We start from the raw sequence: 25,355 nt of genomic DNA, 5'->3' as shown, positions 1-25,355 counted from the left end.
TTCCAAAAATGCCCCTGCGTCTGTTCCTGTCCTCCGGCGATCTGATGGCCGACCGCCGTTTCGAGTTCGCGCGCGACCTGCAGCTGAAGGGCGATTTGCCGGCCGCAGCTGACCTGCTGGAGCAGGCGATCGAGCTCGCGCCGAACTTCACATCGGCCTGGTTCACGCTCGGCGAAATCTTTCAGCAGCTCGGCGAGCGCGACAAGGCGACCGCGGCGTTTCGCAAGGCGCGCGACTCTGATCCTGAGGACCAGCATGGCGCCGGCCTGCATCTGATGCGGCTCGGCGAGGCACAGATGGCGGAGATGCCGAAAGCCTATGTGCAGGCGCTGTTCGATCAATACGCGCCGCGCTTCGAGCATGCATTGATCAACGATCTCGGCTATCGCGCCCCCGCGCTGATCTTCAAGGCGGTGCTGGCCGCGCGCGTCGCCGCGAAGAAGCCGGCCTACTTCAAGTGCGCGATCGATCTCGGCTGCGGCACGGGGCTCGCGGCCAGTGCCTTCGCAAAGCAGGTCGACCATTTCATCGGCATTGATCTTTCGCCCGGCATGATCAAGGAGGCGCGCGCCACCGGCCTCTATGCCGAGCTGGAGGTCGCCGACATGATCGACGGCCTGCGCAGCAAGCCGGACGCGAGCGCGAGTCTGGTCGTGGCTGCGGATGCGTTCGTGTATCTGTCCGATCTCGCGCCGGTGTTGATGGAAGCAACGCGCGTGCTCGCAACCGGCGGTACGCTCGCCTTCACGCTCGAGACGCATGACGGCAGCGGCGTCGTCCTGGGCGAGGGGCTGCGCTATGCCCATGCGGCGGAATATGTGCAGGCTGCGATCGCGAATGCCGGCCTCAAGCTGCTGACACTGGCGCCGGCCTCGCCGCGAAACGAGAACAACGAGCCGGTGCGCGGCCTCGTCATCGTTGCCGAGAAAACTTGAGTCTAGGCGCTGGGGCTGCGGCAAATTGAGCGTCATTGCGCCGCAAAAGCGCAGCCTTGCCACTTGCGATGCGTGCCTTGATGTCCGCACAATGCGCAGCATCAGGGAGACAACGCCAATGACAAAAAATCCATCGCGGCGCGATTTCAGCGCCGGTGCATTTGCCACAATCGCAGCCTCGACCTTGCCGGCGCCCTACGTTTGGGCTGCGGAGAAGAAATATGATGCGGGCGCGAGCGACACCGAGATCAAGATCGGTCAGACCGTGCCGCATTCCGGCCCCGGCTCGCTCTATGGCGTGCTGGGTCGTGTCGGCGAAGCCTATTTCCAGATGCTGAACGAGAAGGGCGGCATCAACGGGCGCAAGGTCAAATTCCTCACCATGGACGATGCCTACAGCGCGCCGAAATGCGTCGAGGCGACGCGGCGCCTCGTCGAGCAGGAGGAGGTGCTGGCGCTCTATGGCTCGCTCGGTACCGCGCCGCAGACCGCTGTTCATAAATATCTGAATTCCAAGGGCGTGCCGCAGCTCCTGCTCAATACCGGCGCGTCCAAGTGGAACAACCCGAAGGAATTCAAATGGACGATGGCGGGCCTGCCGCTCTATCCGACCGAAGCGCGCATTCTCGCCAAGCACGTCATCAGCGTGAAGCCGAATGCCAGGATCGGCATCCTCTACCAGAACGATGATTTCGGCCGCGACTTCCTCGGGCCCTTCAAGAAGGTGCTTGCGGATGCCGGCGGCACCGCGCAGGTGATTTTGGAGCAGACCTACGACCTGACCGATCCGACCATCGATTCCCAACTCATCAATCTCTCCAAGTCGGGCGCCGACGTCTTCTACAACATCTCCACCGGCAAGGCGTCGTCGCAGTCGATCCGGAAAGCGGCCGAACTCGGCTGGAAGCCGCTGCAATTGCTCTCGGCGGGCTCGACCGGCAAATCCATCCTCGGCGCCGCCGGCTTCGAGAACGCATCCGGCATCGTCGCGATCCGCTATTCCAAGGACGCCGGCCCCGGCCCCTGGGAGAATGACAAGGACGTGATCGCGTTCGACACGTTACGCAAGAATTATCTGCCAAACGTCGATCCCGACAACACCATCGCCTATGCCGGTTACGGCCAGGCGGTGAGCATGGGCGAGATCCTGCGCCGCTGCGGCGACGAGCTCACGCGCGAAAATGTGCTGAAGCAGGCCGCGAACCTCAAGGGCTTCCATTCGCCGTTCTTCCTCGACGGCGTCGACTACAGCTACACGCCCGACGACTACACGCCGATGAAGACACTGTTCATCTCGACCTTCAACGGCAAGGACTGGCAGGTCTCCGACAAGCCCGTGACGGAGTAGCGGGCGCGCGCTGACGCCGCCTCTCCCTCTCCCCGTTCTTACGGGGAGAGGGTCGGGGTGAGGGGCTGCATCCGCATTCACGGTGATAGATGGACTCGTGGAAGCTCCCCCTCACCCGGAATTCAAGCTGTGCTTGAATTCCGGCCTCTCCCCGCGAGCGGGGCGAGGCGAAGAACCCACCCCTCGACGAACCCGTCCCCACGGCTTACCTCTATCGCCGTGCCGCCCCGTATCCTCACCGCCTCGGCCGAGCCGGCCGCACCGTTGCCCGACCGCTTCCAGACATGGTTCGCGGCCCGCGGCTGGTCGCCGCGCGCGCATCAATTGGCGCTCTTGGAAAAGGCTCGCGAGGGTCGCTCCGCGCTGCTGATCGCACCAACCGGCGCCGGCAAGACGCTGGCGGGATTTCTGCCGACGCTGGTCGAACTCTCTTCTCCCTCCCCCCTTGTGGGGGAGGGCCGGGGAGGGGGGTGGCCACGGGCAGCCCTGCCTGCCGACGACAAACACAAGATCATCTCCACCGGCCGCGCCGTTCAGCGCAGCGGCGGTTTGCACACCCTCTACATCTCCCCGCTGAAAGCGCTCGCCGTCGACATCGCGCGCAACCTTGAGCGGCCGATTGCCGAGATGGGACTGCCGATCAAGGTCGAGACCCGCACGGGTGACACGCCGGTGTCGCGGCGGCAGCGCCAGCGCCGCTATCCGCCGGACATCCTTCTCACGACGCCGGAGCAGCTCGCATTGCTGCTGTCCTCCGACGATGCGCCGTTCCTGTTCTCATCGCTCAAGCGCGTGGTGCTCGACGAGTTGCATGCGCTCGTCACCTCCAAGCGCGGCGACCTGCTGTCGCTCGGGCTTGCGCGGCTGTGGCGGCTTGCGCCGGAGATGCGCATGATCGGCCTGTCGGCGACGGTGGCCGAGCCGGACTCGCTGGCGCGATTCCTCATGCCGCAGCCGGCCGGAAAGGCCGCCGCCGCAGATATCGTCATGGCCGGCGGCGCGGCGGCGCCGATCGTCGAGATGCTGGATACGAGCGAGCGCCTGCCCTGGGCCGGCCACACTGCGCGCCATGCGCTGGCCGAGGTCTACGAGCTGATCAAGGCGAACAAGACCACGCTGGTCTTCGTCAACACCCGCAGCCAGGCCGAGATGCTGTTCCAGGATCTCTGGCGCATGAACGACGACGGACTTGCGATCGCGCTGCATCACGGCTCGCTCGACGTTGCGCAGCGCCGCAAGGTCGAGGACGCGATGTCGGCGGGAAAACTGCGCGGCGTGGTCTGCACCTCGTCGCTGGATCTCGGCGTCGACTGGGGCGACGTCGATCTGGTCATCAATATCGGCGCGCCAAAAGGCTGCTCGCGCCTGATGCAGCGCATCGGCCGCGCCAATCACCGCCTCGATGAGGCCTCGCGCGCGGTGCTGGTGCCAGCCAACCGGTTCGAGGTGCTGGAGTGTCGCGCCGCGATCGACGCAATCGCGGAGAATGCGCAGGATACGCCGCCCCTACGCATCGGAGCGCTCGACGTGCTGGCGCAGCACGTGCTCGGCTGCGCCTGCGGCGAGCCGTTCTTCTCGGACGAGCTCTATGACGAGGTGCGCACGGCGGCGCCATACGCCGATCTGTCGCGGCAGGATTTCGACGACGTCGTCGATTTCGTCGCTACCGGCGGCTACGCGCTGAAAACCTATGAACGCTTCGCGCGCATCAAGCAGGACAAGCAGGGCCGCTGGCGCGTCGCCAATCCAAAAGTGCGGCAGAGCTATCGCCTCAATGTCGGCACCATCGTCGAGGAGCCGATGCTGAAAGTCCGGCTGGTGCGCTCGCGCTCCACGGGGCAAGGAAAAGCGGGAGGCTCGACCGGCGCCATTGCGCGCGGCGGCCGCGTGCTCGGCGAGATCGAGGAATATTTCATCGAGGGCCTTAGCCCCGGCGACACCTTCGTGTTCGGCGGCGAGGTGGTGCGCTATGAGGCACTGGCCGAGGACCAGGTCTACGTCTCCCGCGCCCATGACGCCGATCCCAAGGTGCCGTCCTATATGGGCGGCAAGTTTCCGCTGTCGACTTATCTGGCCGAGCGCGTGCGCCGGCTGCTGGATGACAAGCGCGCGTGGGGTGCCCTGCCGGAGCAGGTGCGCGACTGGCTGTCATTGCAAAAGGATGTTTCGCGCGTGCCCGCGGTGCGCGAGCTCCTGGTCGAAACTTTTCCGCGCGGCAACAAGCACTATCTCATCTGCTATCCCTTCGAGGGGCGGCTCGCGCACCAGACGCTCGGCATGCTGCTCACGCGCCGGCTGGAGCGCGCCCGCGCCCGGCCGCTCGGCTTCGTCGCCAATGAATATGCGGTCGCGATCTGGGGGCTGGGTGATGCCTCCTTCATGATCCGCAATGGCCAGCTCGATCTCAACGCGTTGTTCGATCCTGATATGCTCGGCGACGACCTCGAGGCCTGGCTCGCCGAATCCGCGCTGATGAAGCGGATGTTCCGCAACTGTGCGCTGATATCCGGCCTGATCGAGCGCCGTTTCACGGATGAAGACAAGAGCCGCCGGCAGGTGTTGTTCTCGACCGATCTCGTCTACGACGTCCTGCGCAAGCACCAGGCCGATCACATGCTGCTGCGCGCCGCGCGCGCCGATGCCGCGACCGGCCTGCTCGACCTGCGCCGGCTCGGGGACATGCTCGCGCGCATCCACGGCCACATCACGCACCGGGAACTCGACCACGTCTCCCCGCTCGCCGTCCCCGTGATGCTGGAAATCGGCCGCGAGTCAGTTTATGGCGAAGCTGCAGACGAGCTGCTGGCGGAGGCCGCCGACGAGCTCGTCAAAGAGGCGATGTCGTAGACTGTCCGCAGAATGAATCCTTGGGGCGCAACTCCTGCCAAGTCGTCAAGCCCGGCCTTGACCGAGCAGGCGGCCATTTCGATCACGTCGACGCGCACGCTGGACGTCGCCGGCGCATCGTTCCATGCCGATCTCTCCGGCGCGCTGTTCTGGGACGAGCAGCGCCTGCTCGTCGTTTCCGACCTGCATCTGGAAAAAGGCTCGAGCTTCGCTGCGCGCGGCGTGCTGCTGCCGCCTTATGACACGGTCGCCACGCTCAGTCGTCTTGCGGCCGTGATCGCGCGGCACGATCCGCGGATCGTGATCGCGCTCGGCGACAGTTTTCATGATCGCAGCGCCCATGAGCGGCTGTCGATTGAGGATCGCGACGCCATGACCTCGCTCCAGAGCGGCCGCGACTGGATCTGGATTTCAGGCAATCACGACCCGGCGCTGCCGCGCGATCTCGGTGGCACCGTCGCCGACGAAGTCGCGATCGGCCCGATCATTTTCCGTCACGAGCCGACCGGCGCGTGCGGCGAGATCGCCGGCCATCTCCATCCCAAGGCGCGCGTTACCGCACGCGGCCGCTCCATGGAGCGGCGCTGCTTCGCCTCCGACGGAATGCGCGCCGTGATGCCGGCCTTCGGCGCCTATGCCGGCGGCCTCAGCATCCGCGACGCGGCCTTCGCAAAAGTCTTTGGCGCGCGCCACTTCACCGCGCATCTTCTCGGCGACAATCGCGTGCACGCCATCGCGGCGTCGCGGTGTTGTTGAGGGAACGACCATGCTGCCCTCTCTTCACGATGATTTCGTCGTTTCGTACGAGGTGAACTGCGAAACCCGCCAGATCAAACTTCACACAAGACCGGATCCCAGAGACGCTGCGAAGCGCGAACAGCGGCCCTGCACCATCGTTTTCAATGGTGTCGAGGGATACCAGTTCGAGGACGACGCATTTGGAAACATCGTCTTCTCACTGGCGGTGGTTTCCATTGAGCAAGTGTTGGCAGAGTATGGCTACGCGATCGCGGAGTCTTATCGTATGGCGGGCGCCCCAGGGCCGTGGGCGGCCGATTTGGCTACTGCGGCGCAGGTGCTCGCGGAAAAGGGCGTCAAAGGCTTCATTCTAAGTTCGTCGTATGGCCTCTCTGGCTGGGTGCTGGCCAAAGAAGCTTTGGTCGACCCCACGTAGCCGTCGGCTCGCTACGCTGCCTTCGCCTGTACCGTGTCGCAGAACTCGGCCAAGCGATCCGCAAGCCGCAACGTGGCCGGGCTCGCACCCGGGGAGGCCATCAGCGCGACCTCCGTCTCGTTGATTGGCGCAAAGCCGTCCTTCGCTGTCAGTACGCGGTGATCGGACTGGATCGCCATCTCCGACAAGATGCTGAGGCCCATGCCGGCGGCAACCGCCGCCTGGATGCCGGCGAGGCTCGATGACGTATAGGCCATGTGCCAGGGCCGGCCGGCGCTTTCCAGCGCGTGGATGGCGCCGGCGCGATAGAGGCAGCCGAGCGGAAAGCCGATCAGCGGCACCGACGACACGTCGGCTTGAATCGGATGGCTCTTGCTGGTCACCCAGTGCACCCGCTCCGGCCACACGGCGATCGCGCCCTTCTCGCCGGCCTCGCGCTTGAACAGCGCAAGGTCGAGCTCGCCGCGTTCGAGGTCGCGGGACAGGTTCCTGCTCTGGTCGGCACGCACATCCAGCCGCAGGCCCGGATGCGAGCGCGAGAACGTGCCGAGCAGTTTTGCCAGCCGATAGGCGGCGAAATCCTCGGGGATGCCGAGCCGGATTGCGCCTTCGCTGCCCGGCTCGCTGAGCACGTCACGCGCCTCCTCGGCGAGCGACAACAGGCGGCGCGCGTAGGACAAAAGCCGCTCGCCGGCCTCCGTCGGGCGCACGTCCTTGCCGTCACGGTGCAGCAGCACCTGGCCGACATCCTCCTCCAGCCGCTTGATCTGCTGGCTGACCGTCGATTGCGTGCGATGGACGCGTTCGCTGGCGCGGGTGAAGCCGCCGGCATCCACCACGGACACGAAGCTGCGGAGGAGCTCCAGATCGAGCATATCAGCCTCCATTTATAAATCCACTGGACGGCAGTTAATCATTTAATTTCCAAATGACAAGGGGCGTCCCTAGATCGAGGGCTCAGGAGAATGCCAAGAGAACCGCAATGTCGCTCGCCCCCTCGCTCGCCGTCCCCCGCAGCCGCTTCAATCCACTCCCGTTCTACATCGGCCTGTTCTGCCTGCTCTGGAGCTTTGCCTTCGTCGCCGGAAAGATGGGCGTCACCGATTGCCCGCCGCCGATCCTGCTCGCGGCGCGCTTTTCGCTCGCCGGCATCTTGATCCTCGGCGTCTCGGCGCTGCGCCGCGATGCGTGGGAGATGACCTGGCGTGATGCCGCAATGTTCGCCGTGCTCGGCATCGCCAACAACGCGCTCTATCTCGGGCTCGGCTATACCGGCCTGCAATGGGTCTCCGCGGGCCTCGGTGGTCTGATCGTGTCGGCCAACCCGGTATTCACGGCGGCGCTCGCCGCGCTGCTGCTCGGCGAGGGCATGACCTGGCGCAAGGCGAGCGGCCTCCTGCTCGGCGTCGTTGGGGTCACCTTCATCGTCTGGCATCGCCTCGCGGTCGGCACCGACAGCCTGCACGGAATCATGTTCACGCTGGCCTCGCTCGCCTCCATCGTCGCCGGCACCATCCTGTTCAAGCTGTTCGCGCCGAAGGGCAGCTTGTGGATCGGCAACGGCATCCAGAACATGGCGGCCGGCATCGTGCTCACGCCGATCGCGCTGACGTTCGCTGATGTCCACGCCATCCAGTACACGCCCGGCCTCCTCGGCGCCTTCGCCTTCCTGGTGCTCGGCGGCTCGATCCTCGCTTATCTGCTCTGGTTCCATCTCCTCAAAGTGTGTGGCGCGACCGCGGCCAGTGCCTATCATTTCCTGATGCCGCCGCTCGGCATGCTGTTCGCGTTCCTCGTGTTGGGGGAGCATGTCGAGGCGCGCGATCTCTTCGGGATCCTTCCGGTGGCGATCGGCATTTATCTCGTGACGCGTCCCGCCCAAACCCTCGCAACCAGGTCCGCCGCGTAACAGGAGCCCGTCATGCCCATTTCCATCACGCTGATCGGCGGCCCGACCGCGCTGATCGAGATCGACGGCTTCCGGCTCCTCACCGATCCGACCTTCGATGGTCCGGGCGCCTATCAGCTGCCGCATGTGAAGCTGGAGAAGACGATCGGGCCGGCGTTGAAAGCCGACGCGATCGGCCCGGTCGATGCCGTGCTGCTCAGCCATGACCAGCATTCTGACAATCTCGACAATTCCGGCCGCGAGCTGCTCTTCAAGGTGAAACGCGTGCTGACGACGGAAGCGGGCGCAAGACGGCTCGGCGGTCACGTCGAAGGACTTGCGCCATGGGACACGACGCAGGTCAGGGATCGCGACGGCAACACGCTGACGATTACCGCAACGCCCGCGCGCCACGGTCCGGCCGGCATCGAGCCACTGTCGGGCGATGTCATCGGCTTCGTCGTGTCCTCCAGCAACAAGGACAGCCGCGCGATCTATATCAGCGGAGACACCACCTGGTTCGACGGTGTTGCGGAAGTAGCGCGCCGCTTCGATTGCGGCGTGGTGCTGCCCTTTGCCGGCGCTGCGCAGACGCGCGGGCCGTTCCATCTCACCATGGACACCAACGACACCATCGAGACCGCGCGCGCCTTTCCCGATGCGGTGATCGTGCCCGTCCATACCGAAGGCTGGGCGCATTTCCGCCAGAACGGCGAGGACCTGCGCAAGACCTTCGACGTCCTCGGCTTCGGCCCGCGCCTGCGCCTGCTCGAGCCCGGCGTACCTACGGTGATCGAGGCGCCCTAAACAGACTCCGCTGTTGTCACTGCGAACAGCGAAGGCGAGCTGCTCCCCCAACGTCGTCCTGGCGAAGGCCAGGACCCATTACCCCGACTTCGAGTTGTTGCGGCAAGCCGTGGCCACCGCGTTTTCTAACAACAACAGCCTGTGGTAATGGGTCCTGGCTTTCGCCAGGACGACTCCGAGATATTGGTGTCCACCTGCGCCCATAACGAGCGCCCGCCTCAATCCTTCCTGAACACGATCGACGCCGCCCAGCCGCACATCAGCGCCAGCGCGGCCGTCACCAGCCCATACGCCAATCCGTTCTGCCGCGCGCTGGTGGCGACGAACTGCTCGAAGCCGACCTTGACGATCTCGAACGCCGTCTCGGTCTTGGTCACGAGCGCGCCGTTCGCGAACAGTTTGATTTCGACCTCATAGGTTCCGATCGGCACTTCCGCGGGCAGCGGAATGCCGGTGCGGAACAGCGTCGGCGTCAGGAACGTCACCGCCGACGGATCCTCGCGGTAGAGCCCGCGCTGCGTGCGCAGGCGGATGAAGGCGCTGCGGAACGCGTCGTCCGGCACCACGTCGGCATAGTCGGTGCCGACGCGCTGGGTCAGCAGCACGTTGTTGAGCCCGATCTGCTGGCGCCGCGCGATCTCGGGCGAGGTGATCTGGTCGAAGGGGCGATTGGCGAACAGCGCGAGATAGCTCGGCACCTGCAAGAATTGCCGGTAGTCGGTGTTGATCCAGATGCCGAACTTTCGTTCCTTGCGGCGCGTCACCATGTCCGCGCGCGGGCCCAGCACGGTGACGACGAGATCGTAGGCATTGCGATTCGCAGGCGTTGCCGCATCCCTCTCCACCGAGCCGAACAGCACCAGCTCCTCGCCGGAATAGTTCGGCGTCACGGTGACGCGGTGGTTGGAGACCGACACGATCAGCCGCTCGGCCCGCGCGGCGCCGCCGAGCAAAAGCATCAGGAGGGCAGCGATGATTGCGCGCGCGATCATCCCGTCACTCCGATCTCGCGGATGGTGAAGAGGTCTTCGGGACGGAGCACGAGCTCGACGGCGAAGCGCAGGCCGACGGCGAGGATGAGCAGGCCCAGGAGCAGCCGCAACTGCTCGCCGCGGATCTTCTGCCCGGCGCGTGCGCCGAACTGCGCGCCGGTGACGCCGCCAACCATCAGGATCAGCGCCAGCACCGCATCGACCAGATGATTGGTCATCGCATGCAGCATGGTCGCGACCAGCATGGTGACCAGCGTCAGGATCATCGACGTGCCGATCACCGTCGAGGTCGGCACCCGCAACAGATAGATCATGATCGGCACCAGGATAAAGCCGCCGCCGATGCCCATGATGGCGCCGATGAAGCCGATGATGATGCCGACCACGACCACGGGGATCACCGACAGATAGATCTTCGAGCGCTTGAAGCGCATCTTCAGCGGCAGGCCATGGATCCAGTTGTGCGTGCGCCGCGGCGGGACAGTGCCGCGCCGCGTCCGCATCATCGCGCGCAGGCCTTCCGAGAACATCAGGCTGCCCACGGTCGTGAGCAGCACGACGTAGGAGAGCGCGATCATCAAATCGAGCTGGCCGAGCGCGCGCAGCTGCGTGAAGGTCCAAACCCCGAGCGCGGTGCCCGTCACGCCGCCACATAACAGCACGGTCGCGAGCGCCGGGTCGATCGCGCGCCGCCGCCAATAGGAGATCGCGCCGGAAAAGGACGAAGCCGCGATGTGGCTCGCGACGGAAGCGACCGCGACCGCCGGTGCAATGCCGACGAAGATCAGCAGCGGCGTCATCAAGAATCCGCCGCCGATCCCGAACATGCCCGAGACGAAACCGACCGCGGCGCCCATCGCGAGCACCAGGAACACATTGACCGGCAGATCAGCGATGGGGAGGTAAAGCTGCATCGGGCACGTTCCGGCGAGACGGATCGGATTGCGGAATGCTCGCGGGAAGGCGGAACGATTGCCGCGTCCCTCATTAGCCGAATTTGGCGCGCGGCGGGACAAGGAATTTTCCGGCGTGCGGCGTTTTCGCCCGTGGTCCGATCAGGACCGCCCGGCATGGTGAATAGTTCAGATTAACGCGAGCCGATCCTCACCGCTTGCCGACGGGATCCGTGATCAAATTCATCGCCAGGGCCTGGTCGGGCGCCAGCCAGCGCACGTCCCTGGTTTGCGACATGGCCTCGACGATCGAGGAGGAGATGCCCATGCGCGTCACGTAGCCGAGCACTGCGCCGGCCGTGCGCTGGGCGTCGGCGACGGGGTCGCTGACTGCGGCTGTGTTCACGAACCGATGAACCCCGAGTGCCGATCCTTCGACACCATAGCGGATCTTGCCGCCGGCATAGACGAGCACGCAGGCGCTGGCGCAATAGGCCGGCCGTACCCGGCCCGAGGCGTCGGCGACACCGACGGCGGTCGAAAGCCCGCGCGCGCGGATCGCCTCGCCCATGATGACGGCCTGGTTGAGGTTGCCGCCCGGCGAGGACAACAGGACTAGATCGCCGGGGACGAGATGCGCATCATCCAGCCGGTCACGCAGCCAGTTCGCGGCTGCCGGCCCGATCTCGCCGCTGACGGCGAGTGCGCGCCGGCCGCGCGCGGCGCCGCCGAGATCGACATTGGCGATGACGGCCGAGCTCAGGCTCGGCGAGACATACTGGTCTCTCCAGTAGGCCCAGGCCTCGGGCCGCGACACGTCGCGATAGGCACGGATGAGCACACCTGACGACAGGAGCAGGAAGATGACAACCGACCAGAACAGCCGCCTGCGCGCCGGCAGGGGCACCGGCCCCTCGACTGTCAGCCGTCGGGCCGCACCGCGCGGAGGTGCGATACGCGGACCGGTGGGAGAGCTGCGGAAGGAGCTTTCCTCCCGGCGATCAGTCTCGGACAAGGCGACCTCTTGCTGCTGGATACCGCGCGCGGGTGTCCCGCAGTTCTACACGGCATCAGCAGCGAGGTATAGGACGGCGCAACCGCAGGTCGCGAGAGGATTTCGCCTTAGAACGGGGTGAGATTGCCAACCACGAGGGACGTGCGCTCCCTCTCCCGCTTGCGGGAGAGGGTTGGGGTGAGGGTGTCGCCACAATCGAGACTCCCAATGTGGAGACAGCCCCCACCCGGCGCTTCGCGCCGACCTCCCCCGCAAGCGGGAGAGGTGCAGCGAGTCTGTGGCAAGATCGAGCTAACTAAATTTCTTGATGCGCTAATGCACCAGCAAGGCCTGACGCTTGGTCGCGACAGGCTTGGGCGCGGGCTTGGCGCTGGCCTGCGCCGGGGCGCTGTCCCAGCCGCCGGCAGGCGTTGCGACGTTGACGGCATCATCCGGCTGCGGCTCGGCGCTGAACGTCTGGATTGCGAGCTTGGCAGCGGCGAGCGACTGCGGGTCGAGGCGCTTGGCAACGTCGTCGCGCTTGGTCGCCGCATCGGAGTCGCCCTGGGCTGCGGCGAGGCTGAACCATTTGTAGGATTCGGCAAGGTTCTGTTCGACGCCGATGCCACGGGCATAGAGGATGCCGAGATTGTACTGGCTGTCGGCGACGCCGCGATCGGCGGCCTTGCGGAACCACTGCGACGCGCTCTTGTAGTTGGCGCCGCGTCCGCCGCCGTCGGCGTCGAGCACCGCGAGATTGTGCATAGCCTTGGCATTGCCGCGCTCGGCGGCCTGCGTGTAGTAGCGGCGGGCGATGTCGGCGTCTCTCTTCACGCCGAGGCCCTTCTCATAGAGCGTGCCGAGCCGGAAGGTCGCGAGCACCACGCCGGCCTGCGCCGCGCGGTCATACCATTTGACTGCTTCCTCGTAATTCGCAGCCACGCCTTTGCCTTCGGCGAAGCGTACGCCGATCTCATAGGCCGCGGTCGCATCACCCTTCATCGCGGCGGCGCGCAGCACCGGACCGCCGATGCCGTCGGCCAGCCGCTCGCTCGGCGGCACCTGGACGGTGCCGAGCCGCGCGCGCGACGGCGTCGTCGGGATCGCGCCGGTGATGTCGCTATTTCCAGCCACCGCCGGTGGGGGCGGGATCTCGACCGACGCGGCGCTGCCGGAGCTCGCGGGAGCGGCATTGTTCAGGGATTGCCGGCCGAGGGGGGTCGGCGAGGTCATCGACGGCGTGACCTGCTCGGGCACGGCGGGCTTCGCGCTGTTCTCGGCGGGGGCAGGGGCTTGCGGCGCGGGCGCGCTTGCGGGGGTCTCCATCGCCGGCACCGGTGGAGTGCTGCCGCCGCCCTCGAGCAGGTTCATCGCCATCTTGAAGGTGCCGAGCACGATCACGACCACGCTTGCGCCGACCAGCAGCGAGCGGATCTTCGAGGTGATGGTCGAGCCTTCCTTGCCCTTGTCCAGGGCAGCGCCGCCTGCGGCAGCCTTGCCGCCACGGCCGGGCTTCTCGGGCTGCGCGGCGGCCGCCTGTGCGGCCCTGCGTGCGGCGGCGATGAAGCTCGACGACGACACCGGCTCCTTTGGCGGGGCGGGAATTTCGCTGATCGCGCTTTCGGACGCGGCAATGCGCTCCGACGGCGTGGGGGCGCGTCCGCTCGGCCGCGTGCCCGGCTCCAGCGGATGATCCGGCGGCAGCTCCGGTGCGATCGCAGCGCGCACAGGCGCGGCATGCGGCTCCAGGATTTCGCTGATCGCGCGCGGCGGCACGGGTGCTGTGACTTGCGGTGCCGCCGGGACCGGCGGCGGAGCAGCCGGCGTTGCGGCGTGAAATTCGCGCGGTGCGGCGACGAAGGCCGCCTGCGCCGCGGCCGGATTGGGCAGATCGGGCTTGATGTCGGCTCTGGGCGGCTGCGTCGGCATCGCGCTGCGCGCCGGTTCGGCCGGCATTGCCGGTGCTGCGAAGGCCTGCGGCGCGGCCTGAGGTGGCGCGCTGCGCACCGCGCGCAGGTCGCCCTCGATCATCGAAAGGCGATCGACGACATGGCCGAGCGTGCTGTGCACCGCGTCGAGCGAGTCCTGCGTGTGGCGATTGGTCTCAGCCTGGCTGAAGCGGATGTCGGAGAGCTCGCGCTTGACGAGATCGACCACGCCGGAATCGGAAGCCGGCGCCGAGCTGCGGCTCTCGGCGAGCGCGGCATAGGTCGCCTGCTGCCGCTCCAGATGCCGCAGGATGTCGTGCAGGCCGTCCTCGACGCGGCTCAGATTGCCGTTGCGCGGATCGGAGGCAGCCTCGATCCGCTCCAGGAGATACGACACGCGCTGCTCGAGATGCGCGAACGTGGAGGCGGAGTCGCCGCCGACCTGCATGCGGTCGAAGCGATCGGACAGCGCGCGGATCGCGTTCTCCAGATGCTCGGTGCTTTGGGACGGCGCAGGCTGTTCGCGCGTCTCCAGCGCCGCGGTGAGCGCGGCGATGCGCTGCTCCAGCACCGCAAAACTGTCGCCGCTGGGGACGGAGGCGCGGCTGATCTGATCGACCTTGGACGACAGCAGCTGCACGTCCTCGGACAGCCGTGCCAGCGCCTCGTTGGAGGCGGCGTTGGAGACGATGCCGCGCAGCGCCGAGATCGCGCCTTCGAGCTGCTGCACCGTGCCGGGATCGTCATTGGCGCGCAGGATCAGGTCGAGCTTGCCGCCGAGATTGCGGATCGCCTCGTCATAGCCGGTGAGCTGCTCGGCCGGCGTCAGCGTGCGCAGCACCTGCTTGATCTCGGATAGCGCGTGCTCGACGCCGGCGAGCGCCTGGCCGTCGGTGCTGGAGGTGCGCGTCTCATCAATGCGACGATGCAGCGAGCGGATCTCGTTTTCGATCGATTCGATCGCGCGGCGCGGCATCGCCTCGGTGATGACGTGGCGGATCTCCGCAAGCTCGTTGCGGAACGCCGTGATCGACTGCTCGATGTGATCGGGGCGCTGCAGCGCCTCGATCTGGCTGGTGATCTTGAGGAGATGCCGTTCGAGCGCAGAGAAGTCGGAGCTCGGCTGCGGAGGCGGCGGCGCGTAGGCGGGGGCAGGGGGCGCCAACGGGGGAGACATTGCGGGAGCCATCGGCGCGGCGGGCGCAATCGAAGGCGCCGCGCGCGGCGGCATCTGCCGGGGCGCAAAGCTGTCGAGCTCGTTCTGCCGCGCGCTGATTTCGGCCACCGCAACGTCGAGCGAGGCGGGGCTGAGCGGCGGCGAGTTGCGATAGACCTGTGCTGCCGCGCGCTCGACCACCTCGGCCTGGCGCTGGCGCGTCTCGACCGGAGCGGGCCGCGATGCCTGCGCCTGCGGCCGCGAGATCTGCGACAGCCGCGCGTCCAGCCGCGAGATCGCATCGTTCAGCTGACGCGCGACGCCCTGCTCGCGCGAGGCGTCGCGCGACGTGTCTTGGCGCGGCGCGGGCTTCGAGATGCGCTCGATCTGCTGGGTGATCGCATCCAGCCGCTGGTGGATGTCGGCGACGTCGCGGCTTTCCTGACTCGGTGCCAGGTGTGGGGCCTGCGGGGCTTGCGGGCGCTGCTCGTAAGGTCCGCGGAAGTTCGGCGGGATGGTGTCGCCGAGGGTGGAGTTCAGCCAATCGTTGAGTGACATGCCGGCACGGCGCGCGGCTGCTTCGGCCCGCTCCCTGACGGATGGATCGATGCCGTCAACACTCCACGATACGCGCGAATTCATGACTTCTGTCCGGTTCCGACTTCGGCACCCCACCCGATGCCTCCAGCTTTCCCGCGCGTCCCAGTTGCAGAGACAATTCCATTCGGCGCGGGTCGTCTGCCTCAAAAACCGACTTTTCTCTGTTACGGTAAATAACGGGTTAAGGAAGCCGTCGCCGCTGTCTTAAAGTTGGGCGCAGGGAACAGGAGTGGCGCATTGTCGGTGCGCTCCCTCTCCTGCTTGCGGGAGAGGTTGTTCGAGCCCGCGGCTCGCTCCCGATTTGCCACATTCACCGGTGTCATGCCCCGCGAAGGCGGGGCGTCCAGTACGCCGCGGCCTATTCGATTCGATCATGACCGTCTCGGAGTACTGGATCGCCCGGTCAAGCCGGGCGATGACGGCGGAGTGGCTGGCGGCGGCATTGCCTCGTGTCACGCTTGGTTGCTCAGCCCTTCTCGCGCTTGCCCTCGTCGATCGGCACCACGGTGCCGCGCGCGTTCATGGTCGACAGCGCCTCGAGCGCTTCCTCGCAGAAGTCGGCCACCATCTGCTCGTGCCGGGCGCCGAGGCGGAGCAGCAGCAAATTGCCGAGGTCGAGCACGCCCGACGCCTCTCCGTCCGGAAAGCGCTTCTTCAGGATGCGCTCGTAATTGGCATGGCGGTCGCGGTGATGCTCCAGGCGGGCCATCAAATCGGTGCGCAGGGGCTCGATGTCGATGCTGTCTAGGGCATGGAGGCGGACGAGCAGGTCATCCTTGGTCGAGGCTGGGGTGCTCGGGCGCGCGGCCCAGTGCCGCAGCGCTGTTCGTCCCTCCTCGGTAAGCGTATAAACCAGCTTGTTGGGCTTGCCGGACTGCACGACCTCGCGGCCCTGGATGTAGCCGCGGTCGCGCAGCTTGGAGAGCTCGCGATAGATCTGCTGGTGGTCGGCCTTCCAGAAGAAGCCGATCGAGGAGTCGAACGTCTTGGCGAGCTCGTAGCCCGTCATCGGACGTTCCGTCAGGCATGCGAGGATTGCGTCGCCCAGCGCCATGACACGGCTCCCTTAAGACGTACCCGACCAATTGACTTGACTTTATGCATATCCACGCATATGCGTCAATGTGCATATGACGGTCGGCCTGTTGCCCAGCCGGCGTCGGCCTTCGCGCTACTTTGCATGGGGTTGTTTTCAAGCTTTTTGCCAACGCCTTTTATCAAGGGAGGCACCCTGAGAATGACCGGCCTCGATTCCTGGTACGGCTACATGAAGTCCCAAGAGCACGCTGGAGACCGCGCTGCGGCGCGCGCCGAACTGTGGGACCTGCTTCATCCCGACGCCGTCTTCGAAAGTCCCGTCGTGCACACGCCGCAGCGCGGGCGCGACATCACCTTCAAATATCTGTCGAGCGCCGAGACGGTGCTTGGCGGCCCCAGCTTCCGTTATGTCGGCGAGTGGAAGAGCGCGAGCGGCGCCGTGCTCGAATTCAAGACAGAGATCGACGGCATCGAGATCAACGGCGTCGACATCATCACCTTCGATAACGAGGGCCGCATCACGCATTTCAAGGTGATGGTGCGTCCGCTCAAGGCCATCAACATGCTGCACCGCCTGATGGCGGAGCAGCTCGCAGCCCAGTGAGGCTTTCGCCGAACTGCGTGCTCGATACCACCTGCCCTGAGGTTGCAGAAACCGCTAGACTCGCGACTAGGACTGCGCCGCAGGGCATTTTAAAGAATACCACCACTTAACGGCTCCATGCCGGGAGAACGCCATGCCGATCTACAAAGCCCCCGTCGAAGACGTGAACTTCCTCTTCAACGACGTCTTCCAGATCGACCGCTACGACAATCTGCCCGGCTTCTCCGACGCATCGAGCGATGTGCGCGAGGCGATCCTGGGCGAAGCCGCCAAGCTCGCCGAAGAGGTGCTGCAGCCGCTCAACCGCGTCGGCGATCTCGAAGGCTGCAAGCGCGCTGACGACGGCAGCGTCACCACGCCGAAGGGTTTCAAGGACGCCTTCAAGCAGCTCGCCGAAGGCGGCTGGCTCGGCCTCTCCGTGCCGACCGAATATGGCGGGCAGGGCCTGCCGGTGGCGTTGAGCCAGGCGGTCAACGAATTCCAGTGCTCGGCCAACATGGCTTTCGCGATGTATGGCGGCCTGACCATGGGCGCGACCGCGGCGCTGCTCGTGCACGGCAGCCCCGAGCAGAAGAAGACTTACGTGCCGAAGATGGTGGCGGGTGAATGGACCGGCACCATGAACCTGACCGAGCCGCATTGCGGCACCGACCTCGGCATGCTCCGCACCAAGGCGGTGCGCCAGGCCGACGGCAGCTTCAAGATCACGGGCACGAAGATCTTCATCTCGGCCGGCGAGCATGATCTTGCTGGCAACATCATTCACCTCGTGCTGGCCCGTATCGAGGGCGCGCCCGCCGGCATCAAGGGCGTCTCGCTGTTCGTGGTGCCGAAATTCCTGGTCAATGCCGACGGCTCCGTCGGCGCGCGCAATGGGGTGGTCTGCGGCTCGATCGAGCACAAGATGGGCATCCACGGCAATTCCACCTGTGTGATGAACTACGACAACGCCACCGGGTGGCTGATTGGCGAAGAGAACAAGGGCATGCAGGGCATGTTCGTGATGATGAACGAGGCCCGCCTCGGCGTCGCAGTGCAGGGTCTCGCGCAGTCCGAGGTCGCCTATCAGAACGCGGTTGCCTATGCGCGCGAGCGCATCCAGGGCCGCGCGCTCACCGGTACAAAGGCGCCGGACAAGGCGGCCGACCCGATCATCGTGCATCCCGATGTGCGCCGCACGCTGCTGTCCATCCGCGCCTTCAATGAAGCCGCGCGCGCCTTCGTGGTGTGGACTGCCTTGAAGAGCGATGTCGCCCACCGCTCCGAGGATCCCAAGGACCGCCAGGCCGCCGACGATCACATGGGCCTGATGACGCCGGTGCTGAAGGGCTTCCTCACCGACTACGGTTTTGCCAACGCCGTGCAGGCGCAGCAGATGTATGGCGGCCACGGCTACATCGCCGAGCAGGGCATGGAGCAGTTCGTGCGCGATGCCCGCATCGCCATGATCTATGAAGGCGCCAACGGCATCCAGGCGCTCGACCTCGTCGGCCGCAAGCTGCCGCGCGACGGCGGCCGCGCCATCATGGCGTTCTTCGGCGAGGTCGGAGCCTTTGCCAAGGAGAACGGCGGCGACGAGGCGCTGAAGCCTTTTGTCGCGCCGCTCTCGACCGCGCTCGGCCATCTCCAGCAGGCCACCACCTGGCTGATGCAGAACGCGATGGCGAAGCCGGACAATGCCGGTGCCGCCGCAACCGATTACCTGCATCTCTTCGGCTTCGTCGCGCTCGGCTACATGTGGGCGCGGATGGCGAAAGTCACGCAGGCCAAGATTGCCGAGTCCGGGTCCACGCCCTATCTCTCGACCAAGCTCGTTACCGGCCGTTTCTTCATGGAGCGGATGCTGCCGGAGACCGCGGCCAATCTCGCGCGCATCCAGGCCGGCTGCGCCACCGTCATGGAACTGCCGGCGGAAGCATTTTAAGCCCGCTTCCGTCGCCAGGTCCCAATCGCATTGAACATCACATCAGGAGGGCGTCATGCCTGAGGCATTCATCTACGACCACGTTCGCACACCGCGCGGCCGCGGCAAGCCGGACGGCGCGCTGCACGAGGTCACGGCGTTGGCGCTCGCCACCGTGCCGCTGCAGGCGCTGAAGGAGCGCAACAACCTGCCCGTGGACTCCGTCGATGACGTCGTGCTCGGCGTGGTCGATCCCGTCGGCGAGGCCGGCAGCGACATCGCGCGCTTCGCGGCGCTCAAAGCCGGCCTCGGCGAAGCCGTCCCCGGCGTGCAGATCAGCCGCTTCTGTGCCTCCGGCCTCGATGCCGTGAACTTCGCTGCTGCCCAGGTCATGAGCGGCCAGCATGAGCTGGTGATCGGCGGCGGCGCCGAATCCATGAGCCGCGTCGGCATCGGCGCGTCCGGCGGTGCATGGCCGATGGATCCCTCGATGGCAGTGCCGGCCTATTTCATGCCGCAGGGCGTCTCGGCCGATCTGATCGCCACGAAGTACGGCTTCTCCCGCGACGACGTCGACGCCTATGCCGTGCAGAGCCAGCAGCGTGCCGGCAAGGCCTGGGACGAAGGCCGCTTCAACAAGTCGGTGGTGCCGGTGAAGGACATCAACGGCCTCACCATCCTCGCCAAGGACGAGCATATGCGGCCCACCACGACCATGCAGTCGTTGGCGCAGCTGCAGCCGTCCTTCACCATGATGGCGCAGATGGGCGGCTTCGACGCGGTGGCGGTCCAGTCGCATCCGGAGATCGAGCGCGTCAATTACGTGCACCATGCCGGCAACTCTTCCGGCATCGTCGACGGTGCCGGCGCCGTGCTGCTCGGCAGCAAGGAGGCGGGTGCGAAATACGGCATGAAGCCGCGCGCAAAGATCCGCGCCTTCGCCAATATCGGCTCGGAGCCGGCGATGATGCTGACCGGTCCGGTCGACGTCACCGAAAAGCTGTTTGCGCGTTCGGGCATGAAGAAGTCGGACATCGACCTGTTCGAGCTCAACGAGGCCTTTGCTTCCGTCGTGCTGCGCTACATCCAGGCCTTCGAGATCGACAACGCCAGGATCAACGTCAATGGCGGCGCGATCGCACTCGGCCATCCCCTCGGCGCAACCGGTGCGATGATCCTGGGCACCGTGCTCGACGAGCTCGAGCGCACCAACAAGTCGACCGCGCTGGTGACGCTGTGCATCGGCGGCGGCATGGGTACCGCGACCATCATCGAGCGGGTGTAACGAGCTGCCGTAGGGTGGGCAAAGCGAAGCGTGCCCACCACTGATGTCTCCGCGAATGATGGTGGGCACGGCGCAAGAGCGCCTTTGCCCACCCTACGAGATCACAGTCAACCGCCGCGCCGAAAGACTGGCTGCGGCACCGAGGAGCAACCAACATGGCTTACAAGAACTTCAAGGTTGAGACCGACGCCGACGGCATCGCGCTCGTCACCTGGGACATCCCGGGCCGTTCGATGAACGTGCTCGACGAGACCTCGACCAGCGAGCTCGATGCGATCGTGAAAGAGACCACCGCGGATGACGCGGTGAAGGGCGTCGTCATCACCTCCAGCAAGGAGGCGTTCTGCGCCGGCGCCGATCTGTCGATGCTCGAGGGCATGAACCAGGCCTACGCCAAGGTCTTCAAGGAGCAGGGCGAGACGGCCGCGAACCAGATGCTGTTCGACCAGAGCCGCCGCTTCTCGCAGGTGCTGCGTTCGATCGAGACCTCCGGCAAGCCGTGGGCGGCCGCGATCAATGGCCTCGCGCTCGGCGGCGGCTTCGAGATCACGCTGTGCTGCCACTATCGCGTGGCGGCGGAGAATCCCAAGACGCGTCTCGGCCTGCCCGAGGTCAAGGTCGGCCTGTTCCCCGGCGCCGGCGGTACGCAGCGCGTGCCGCGCCTGGTGCCGCCGCAGGACGCGATGACCATCCTGCTGAAGGGCGATCCCGTCGCGCTCGACAAGGCCAAGCAACTCAACCTGATCCACGCCATCGTTCCCGCGGCCGATCTCATCAAGGCGGCAAAGGACTGGATCAAGGGCGGCGGCAAGGCGGTCGCGCCCTGGGACGAGAAGGGCTTCAAGCTGCCCGGTGGCCCGGTGTTCTCCAAGAACGGCATGATGATGTTCCCAGCGGGCAATGCCATCTACCGCCGCGAGACCTACGACAACTATCCGGCCGCGCGAGCGATCATGAGCTGCGTCTATGAGGGCCTGCAGTTGCCGATCGACGCCGCGTTGCGCGTCGAGTCGCGCTACTTCACCTCGGTGCTGCGCTCCAAGGAAGCGGCTGCGATGATCCGCAGCCTGTTCCTGTCGATGCAGGAGCTCAACAAGGGCGCGCGCCGTCCGAAGGACGTGCCGCCGACCAAGGTGAAGAAGATCGCCGTGATCGGCGCCGGCTTCATGGGCGCCAGCGTCGGCTACGTCTCGGCCCGCGCCGGTCTCGACGTCGTCCTGATCGACCGCGACCAGGAGAGCGCCGACAAGGGCAAGGCGCATGCGCAGAAGGTGATTGAGGAGCAGATCAAGAAGGGCCGCGCCAAGCCCACGGATGCCGAAGCGCTGCTCGCGCGCATCACGCCGACCGCTGATTATGCTGCGCTGAAGGACGTCGACCTCGTCATCGAGGCGGTGTTCGAGGATCGCAAGGTCAAGGCGGAAACGTTCGCCAAGGCGCAGGAGTATCTGAAGTCCGACGTAATCTTCGCGTCGAACACGTCCACGCTGCCGATCACCTCGCTCGCCGAGAGCTTCAATGACCAGGGCAAGTTCGTCGGCATCCACTTCTTCTCGCCGGTCGAGAAGATGATGCTGGTCGAGATCATTCTCGGCAAGAACACCGGTGACGTCGCGCTGGCGACCGCGCTCGACTACGTCCGCACCATCGGCAAGACGCCGATCGTCGTGAACGACAGCCGCGGCTTCTTCGCCAACCGTTGCGTCGGCCGCTATGTCGCCGAAGGCAACGAGATGTTCCTCGAAGGCGTCCCGCCGGCGATGATCGAGAATTGCGCCAAGATGGCGGGCATGCCGGTCGGCCCGCTCTCGCTGTCCGACGAAGTCGCGCTCGACCTCGGTCTGAAGATCATGAAGGCGACGGAAGCTGATCTCGGCCCCAACGCCATCAACCCCGATCAGAAGAAGCTGATGGTGGAGATGGTCGAGAAGCAGGGCCGGCTTGGCCGCAAAAACAGCAAGGGCTTCTACGACTATCCGGAGAAGGGCAAGGGTCAGAAGAGCCTGTGGCCGGGGCTGTCGGCGCTCCAGCCCAAGCAGCTCGATCCTGATACGCTCGACGTCGAGGAGCTGAAGCAGCGCTTCCTGGTGGTGCAGGCGGTGGAGGCCGCGCGCACGGTGGAGGATCACGTCATCACTGATCCGCGCGAGGCGGACGTCGGCTCGATCCTCGGCTTCGGCTTCGCGCCGTTCACCGGCGGCACGCTGTCCTACATCGACTTCATGGGCACGAAGAAGTTCGTCGAGCTCTGCCACAAGCTGGAAGCCAAATACGGCTCCCGCTTCACGCCGCCCAAACTGCTCGAGGAGATGGCGGCGAAGGGCGAGACCTTCTACGGGCGCTTCGCGCCGAAGAAATCGGCGGCGTAAGACTCCGCTGTCGCTATGTAGTGAAAAGGCCGGATCACCGATCCGGCCTTTTTTTGGTTTTCGACCTGCGCGTTCATTCCAGGCAGTCTTCCGGATAGAGCGCATGACCGGAGACGCGTTCATCGCCCTTGCTGGCGGTCCAGCTGCCCTTGTTGCCGCGCGCAACGCGCACCTCGAAATGCCAGTCGTTCTGGTTGGTGAACGCGATCTCCGCGCCGTCCTTCCGTTCGGTGTATGTGCAGCGATATTCGGTGGGCCGATCGGGAAACACGATCTGGCCCTCTCTGCTCTCGAACGCGGCGCTGGTCATCCCCGGGTGAAGCGTGAAGACACAGTCGCGTTGCGGCGCGACAGGTTGCGACAGTAGCAGCATGGCGAGGTACGTCCCGGAGGACGTCATGAATACGATCAGGTTCATCAGTGGATATTCTCGCGTGAGGATGTTCAGCCCTTGGTCGCTGCGACGGATCATGCAGTTCGCGGCATCGATGCGATTTTTGCGTGCAACTGCTGCCTGGCACCCCGCGTCAGGTGCCATCACGCATCCGCGATGACACACTCCGGCCGCGCCGCGTCCGCAGGGACGCCACGCCCACGGCGTACTGGCACCGCTCTTGCTACCGTTCCCACCAGCAAGCCGGTAAGGCGACGATCAGCAATGAAGGTGTCCCCCAATGAACTCACTGGTGTCCCAAAAGAGTGCGGCCGGCATCGCGCTCCAATTCACGCCCCTGTCCTTTGTGAGTGGCCTGCTGACGCGCCGAAAGTCCTTGCGTCAGCGCCGCAAGGTTCCGTCCTGGGCGGGATTGACGCTACTCGTACTGGTCGCGGATATTCTTCTGGCGGTGTTTGCCTGGAAGGCCGTCGACTTCGTCCTCCATTGAGTGTTTCTCCCGGTGCAGGTGGAACGTCGCCAGCAGATAGGCGAGCTGGCTGACGACGAGGCACCCGACGATCACGGACACACCGGCGAAAAACTCAAAGCCCGCGGACTGAAGAGCGATCGCGGACACGACCGCGACCAACGGCGAAGCCAGCGCCAGCGCCCAGACCCGGAACAACAGACCTGTCGCCAGTCCGACGACCAGGCTCGCAAGCAGGAGGGTGACGGCAACGGTCACAGTTCCAATTCCACTTCACCAACGCCCCCTGCAATCGATAGTTGGCCAACCCGGTCGCTCACGCAACAATGGTGTTACGCACGCCGTTCACAAGGCCGGTTATTATTAACTGCGACAATGCTGTTCAATTGCTCCCGACGCGGCTCGCCTGCAAACGAGCAATCCAACGAACAAAAAAGAAGAGCCGGATCACTGATCCGGCTCCTTGTCACTGAACCTCGATCGACGGTCTCACGCCGCCTGCGCGAGCCCTTCGCGCTTCAGTGCTTCCTGCACCTTCGGCCGCGCGGCGACGCGGGCCTTGTAGGCGAGGAGGTTCGGCATCGCCGAGAGGTCGAACTTCATCCGCTCGGCCCAGGTCAGCATGGTGAAGAGATAGCCGTCGGCGACCGTGAACTGCTTGCCCATGAGGTAGTCGCGTCCGGCGAGCTCACCGTCGATATATTTCAGCTTGCCCATCACGCGGTCCTTGAAGAAGGCCTTGGCATCGTCGGCCAGCACCGGCGAGAACTGCGGGCCAAAGCTCTTGTGTACCTCCGAGGTGAGGAAGTTCAGCCACTCCAGCAGCTTGTAGCGCTCGGAACTGTCGCGCGCAGGCGCCAGGCTTTTGGCCGAGGCCTGATCGGCGATCATCTGGACAATGACCGGGCCTTCGGTCACGATCTCTCCGCTATCGAGGCCGAGCGCCGGCACCTGGCCCTTCGGGTTGACCTTCAGAAAATCCTCACCGTTTTCGAGCTTCTTGGCGCGGATATCGACCTTGACGAGTTCGTAGGGCAGGTCGGCTTCGAGGAGGGCGATGTGAGGGGACAACGAGCACGCTCCCGGCGAGTAATAGAGTTTCATGGAATTTTCTCCTGCCGATGGTTGGTTGGGGCGAAAGAACGCCTACATGCATCTGCATGGAATAGTCAAGATTGATGCAGGTGCATCAAGTGCGCTAAGAACAGGCTACACACTTGAGCGGGACCATGAAACGCAGACCATCGACCGAGGCGACGTCCGCCTGGATCCGCCTGATGCGGGTGCAGAGCCGCGTGCTCGACTGCGTGGAGCAGGACCTGAAGAAAGCCGGTTTCCCGCCGCTCGCCTGGTATGATGCGCTTCTCGAGCTGTCGCGCGCGCCGTCGGGCGAGCTGCGCCCCGTGGAGCTCGAGCGCCAGATGCTGATCCCGCAATATTCGACCTCGCGGTTGATCGACCGCCTGGTCGACGAGGGCCTCGCCGTGCGCCGCGAATGCAAGATCGACAAGCGCGGCCAGTTCGTCGAGATCACCGAAGCCGGTCGCGAGTTGCAGAAGCGGATGTGGGGAGCCTATTCCGCCGCAATCGAGAAGTATGTCGGCTCAAAACTGTCCGATGCGGATGCCGTCAAGCTCAGCGGTCTGCTCGACCGTCTCGGTTGCTCCTGCGGCGAGATGAAGCTGCCGGTCGCCAACGAAAGCACACCGTTGCGATGACTCCGCAGCAAAC

21 protein-coding genes are annotated in these 25,355 nt (G+C 65.4%); 12 read left to right on the top strand and 9 right to left on the bottom strand.

The annotated features are described in order from the left end of the window. The first annotated feature begins 8 nt into the window (after positions 1-8). From NLN62_RS14870 to NLN62_RS14850, 5 genes are all read left to right on the top strand, one after another. Positions 9-935 carry a class I SAM-dependent methyltransferase gene (locus NLN62_RS14870; protein WP_254109259.1) on the top strand — a complete coding sequence of 309 codons (927 nt, stop codon included), beginning with the start codon at positions 9-11 and terminating at the stop codon, positions 933-935. A 118-nt stretch (positions 936-1,053) separates the two neighbouring features. Continuing rightward, a complete protein-coding gene (locus tag NLN62_RS14865; protein ID WP_027521467.1) occupies positions 1,054-2,283 on the top strand; it encodes an ABC transporter substrate-binding protein in 1,230 nt (409 codons plus the stop codon). Positions 2,284-2,502: 219 nt separating this feature from the next. After that, complete coding sequence (locus NLN62_RS14860) at positions 2,503-5,130, top strand: ligase-associated DNA damage response DEXH box helicase (RefSeq protein ID WP_254109258.1); 2,628 nt, start codon at positions 2,503-2,505, stop codon at positions 5,128-5,130. A 57-nt stretch (positions 5,131-5,187) separates the two neighbouring features. Further along, positions 5,188-5,886, top strand: a complete 699-nt coding sequence (pdeM, locus tag NLN62_RS14855; protein WP_254109257.1) for a ligase-associated DNA damage response endonuclease PdeM — start codon at positions 5,188-5,190, stop codon at positions 5,884-5,886. 10 nt (positions 5,887-5,896) lie between these two features. Beyond that, positions 5,897-6,304, top strand: coding sequence for a hypothetical protein (locus tag NLN62_RS14850; protein WP_254109256.1), 408 nt, complete (start codon positions 5,897-5,899; stop codon positions 6,302-6,304). Between the two features lie 11 nt (positions 6,305-6,315). On the opposite strand, the gene NLN62_RS14845 is transcribed toward NLN62_RS14850, so the two are convergent. Further along, the gene (locus NLN62_RS14845) at positions 6,316-7,179 is read right to left on the bottom strand and encodes a LysR family transcriptional regulator (RefSeq protein ID WP_254113500.1); all 864 of its coding nucleotides are present in this window, start codon (positions 7,177-7,179) and stop codon (positions 6,316-6,318) included. A 107-nt stretch (positions 7,180-7,286) separates the two neighbouring features. Here NLN62_RS14845 and NLN62_RS14840 point away from each other — a divergent pair, with 107 nt between their 5' ends. Continuing rightward, complete coding sequence (locus NLN62_RS14840; RefSeq protein ID WP_254109255.1) at positions 7,287-8,213, top strand: DMT family transporter; 927 nt, start codon at positions 7,287-7,289, stop codon at positions 8,211-8,213. A 12-nt stretch (positions 8,214-8,225) separates the two neighbouring features. After that, on the top strand, positions 8,226-8,999 hold the full coding sequence (locus tag NLN62_RS14835; RefSeq protein ID WP_027521462.1) for an MBL fold metallo-hydrolase: 774 nt from the start codon (positions 8,226-8,228) through the stop codon (positions 8,997-8,999). Between the two features lie 218 nt (positions 9,000-9,217). On the opposite strand, the gene NLN62_RS14830 is transcribed toward NLN62_RS14835, so the two are convergent. The 5 genes from NLN62_RS14830 to NLN62_RS14810 all read right to left on the bottom strand — a co-directional run bounded on the left by NLN62_RS14830 (position 9,218) and on the right by NLN62_RS14810 (position 16,616). Beyond that, positions 9,218-9,988 carry a TIGR02186 family protein gene (locus NLN62_RS14830; protein ID WP_027521461.1) on the bottom strand — a complete coding sequence of 257 codons (771 nt, stop codon included), beginning with the start codon at positions 9,986-9,988 and terminating at the stop codon, positions 9,218-9,220. Next, positions 9,988-10,905 (bottom strand): sulfite exporter TauE/SafE family protein, encoded by a 918-nt coding sequence (locus NLN62_RS14825; RefSeq protein ID WP_027521460.1) that lies wholly within the window; start codon positions 10,903-10,905, stop codon positions 9,988-9,990. The genes NLN62_RS14830 and NLN62_RS14825 overlap by 1 nt, the downstream gene beginning before the upstream one ends. 190 nt (positions 10,906-11,095) lie before the next feature. After that, positions 11,096-11,899: a hypothetical protein gene (locus tag NLN62_RS14820; RefSeq protein WP_254109254.1), complete on the bottom strand. Its 804-nt coding sequence runs from the start codon at positions 11,897-11,899 to the stop codon at positions 11,096-11,098. Positions 11,900-12,211: 312 nt separating this feature from the next. After that, positions 12,212-15,604 (bottom strand): tetratricopeptide repeat protein, encoded by a 3,393-nt coding sequence (locus NLN62_RS14815; protein ID WP_254109253.1) that lies wholly within the window; start codon positions 15,602-15,604, stop codon positions 12,212-12,214. A gap of 424 nt (positions 15,605-16,028) precedes the next feature. Beyond that, complete coding sequence (locus NLN62_RS14810) at positions 16,029-16,616, bottom strand: PadR family transcriptional regulator (protein ID WP_027521457.1); 588 nt, start codon at positions 16,614-16,616, stop codon at positions 16,029-16,031. 183 nt (positions 16,617-16,799) lie between these two features. Between NLN62_RS14810 and NLN62_RS14805 the strand changes: the two genes are divergently transcribed. The 4 genes from NLN62_RS14805 (at position 16,800) to NLN62_RS14790 (ending at position 22,761) form a co-directional block, all read left to right on the top strand. Further along, positions 16,800-17,204, top strand: coding sequence for a hypothetical protein (locus NLN62_RS14805; RefSeq protein ID WP_027521456.1), 405 nt, complete (start codon positions 16,800-16,802; stop codon positions 17,202-17,204). Between the two features lie 133 nt (positions 17,205-17,337). After that, a complete protein-coding gene (locus NLN62_RS14800; protein WP_254109252.1) occupies positions 17,338-19,128 on the top strand; it encodes an acyl-CoA dehydrogenase C-terminal domain-containing protein in 1,791 nt (596 codons plus the stop codon). A 55-nt stretch (positions 19,129-19,183) separates the two neighbouring features. Next, positions 19,184-20,392 (top strand): acetyl-CoA C-acetyltransferase, encoded by a 1,209-nt coding sequence (locus NLN62_RS14795; RefSeq protein WP_027521454.1) that lies wholly within the window; start codon positions 19,184-19,186, stop codon positions 20,390-20,392. Between the two features lie 155 nt (positions 20,393-20,547). Continuing rightward, entirely contained in the window at positions 20,548-22,761 is a 2,214-nt protein-coding gene (locus NLN62_RS14790) for an FAD-dependent oxidoreductase (protein ID WP_027521453.1), read from the top strand. Positions 22,762-22,834: 73 nt separating this feature from the next. Here NLN62_RS14790 and NLN62_RS14785 read toward each other — a convergent pair whose 3' ends face one another. The 3 genes from NLN62_RS14785 to gstA all read right to left on the bottom strand — a co-directional run bounded on the left by NLN62_RS14785 (position 22,835) and on the right by gstA (position 24,728). Continuing rightward, positions 22,835-23,299: a hypothetical protein gene (locus NLN62_RS14785; RefSeq protein ID WP_254109251.1), complete on the bottom strand. Its 465-nt coding sequence runs from the start codon at positions 23,297-23,299 to the stop codon at positions 22,835-22,837. 274 nt (positions 23,300-23,573) lie between these two features. Then, on the bottom strand, positions 23,574-23,882 hold the full coding sequence (locus NLN62_RS14780) for a hypothetical protein (protein ID WP_254109250.1): 309 nt from the start codon (positions 23,880-23,882) through the stop codon (positions 23,574-23,576). Positions 23,883-24,113: 231 nt separating this feature from the next. Then, the gene (gene gstA, locus NLN62_RS14775; protein WP_254109249.1) at positions 24,114-24,728 is read right to left on the bottom strand and encodes a glutathione transferase GstA; all 615 of its coding nucleotides are present in this window, start codon (positions 24,726-24,728) and stop codon (positions 24,114-24,116) included. A 125-nt stretch (positions 24,729-24,853) separates the two neighbouring features. Between gstA and NLN62_RS14770 the strand changes: the two genes are divergently transcribed. Continuing rightward, positions 24,854-25,342 carry a MarR family winged helix-turn-helix transcriptional regulator gene (locus NLN62_RS14770; RefSeq protein WP_027521449.1) on the top strand — a complete coding sequence of 163 codons (489 nt, stop codon included), beginning with the start codon at positions 24,854-24,856 and terminating at the stop codon, positions 25,340-25,342. Positions 25,343-25,355 lie beyond the last annotated feature (13 nt).

Origin of the sequence: Bradyrhizobium sp. CCGUVB23 (assembly GCF_024199885.1) — a bacterium.
Lineage (GTDB): Bacteria > Pseudomonadota > Alphaproteobacteria > Rhizobiales > Xanthobacteraceae > Bradyrhizobium.
The sequence above is the reverse complement of the archived record's forward strand: the minus strand, read 5'-3'. Positions and strand labels throughout refer to the sequence as shown.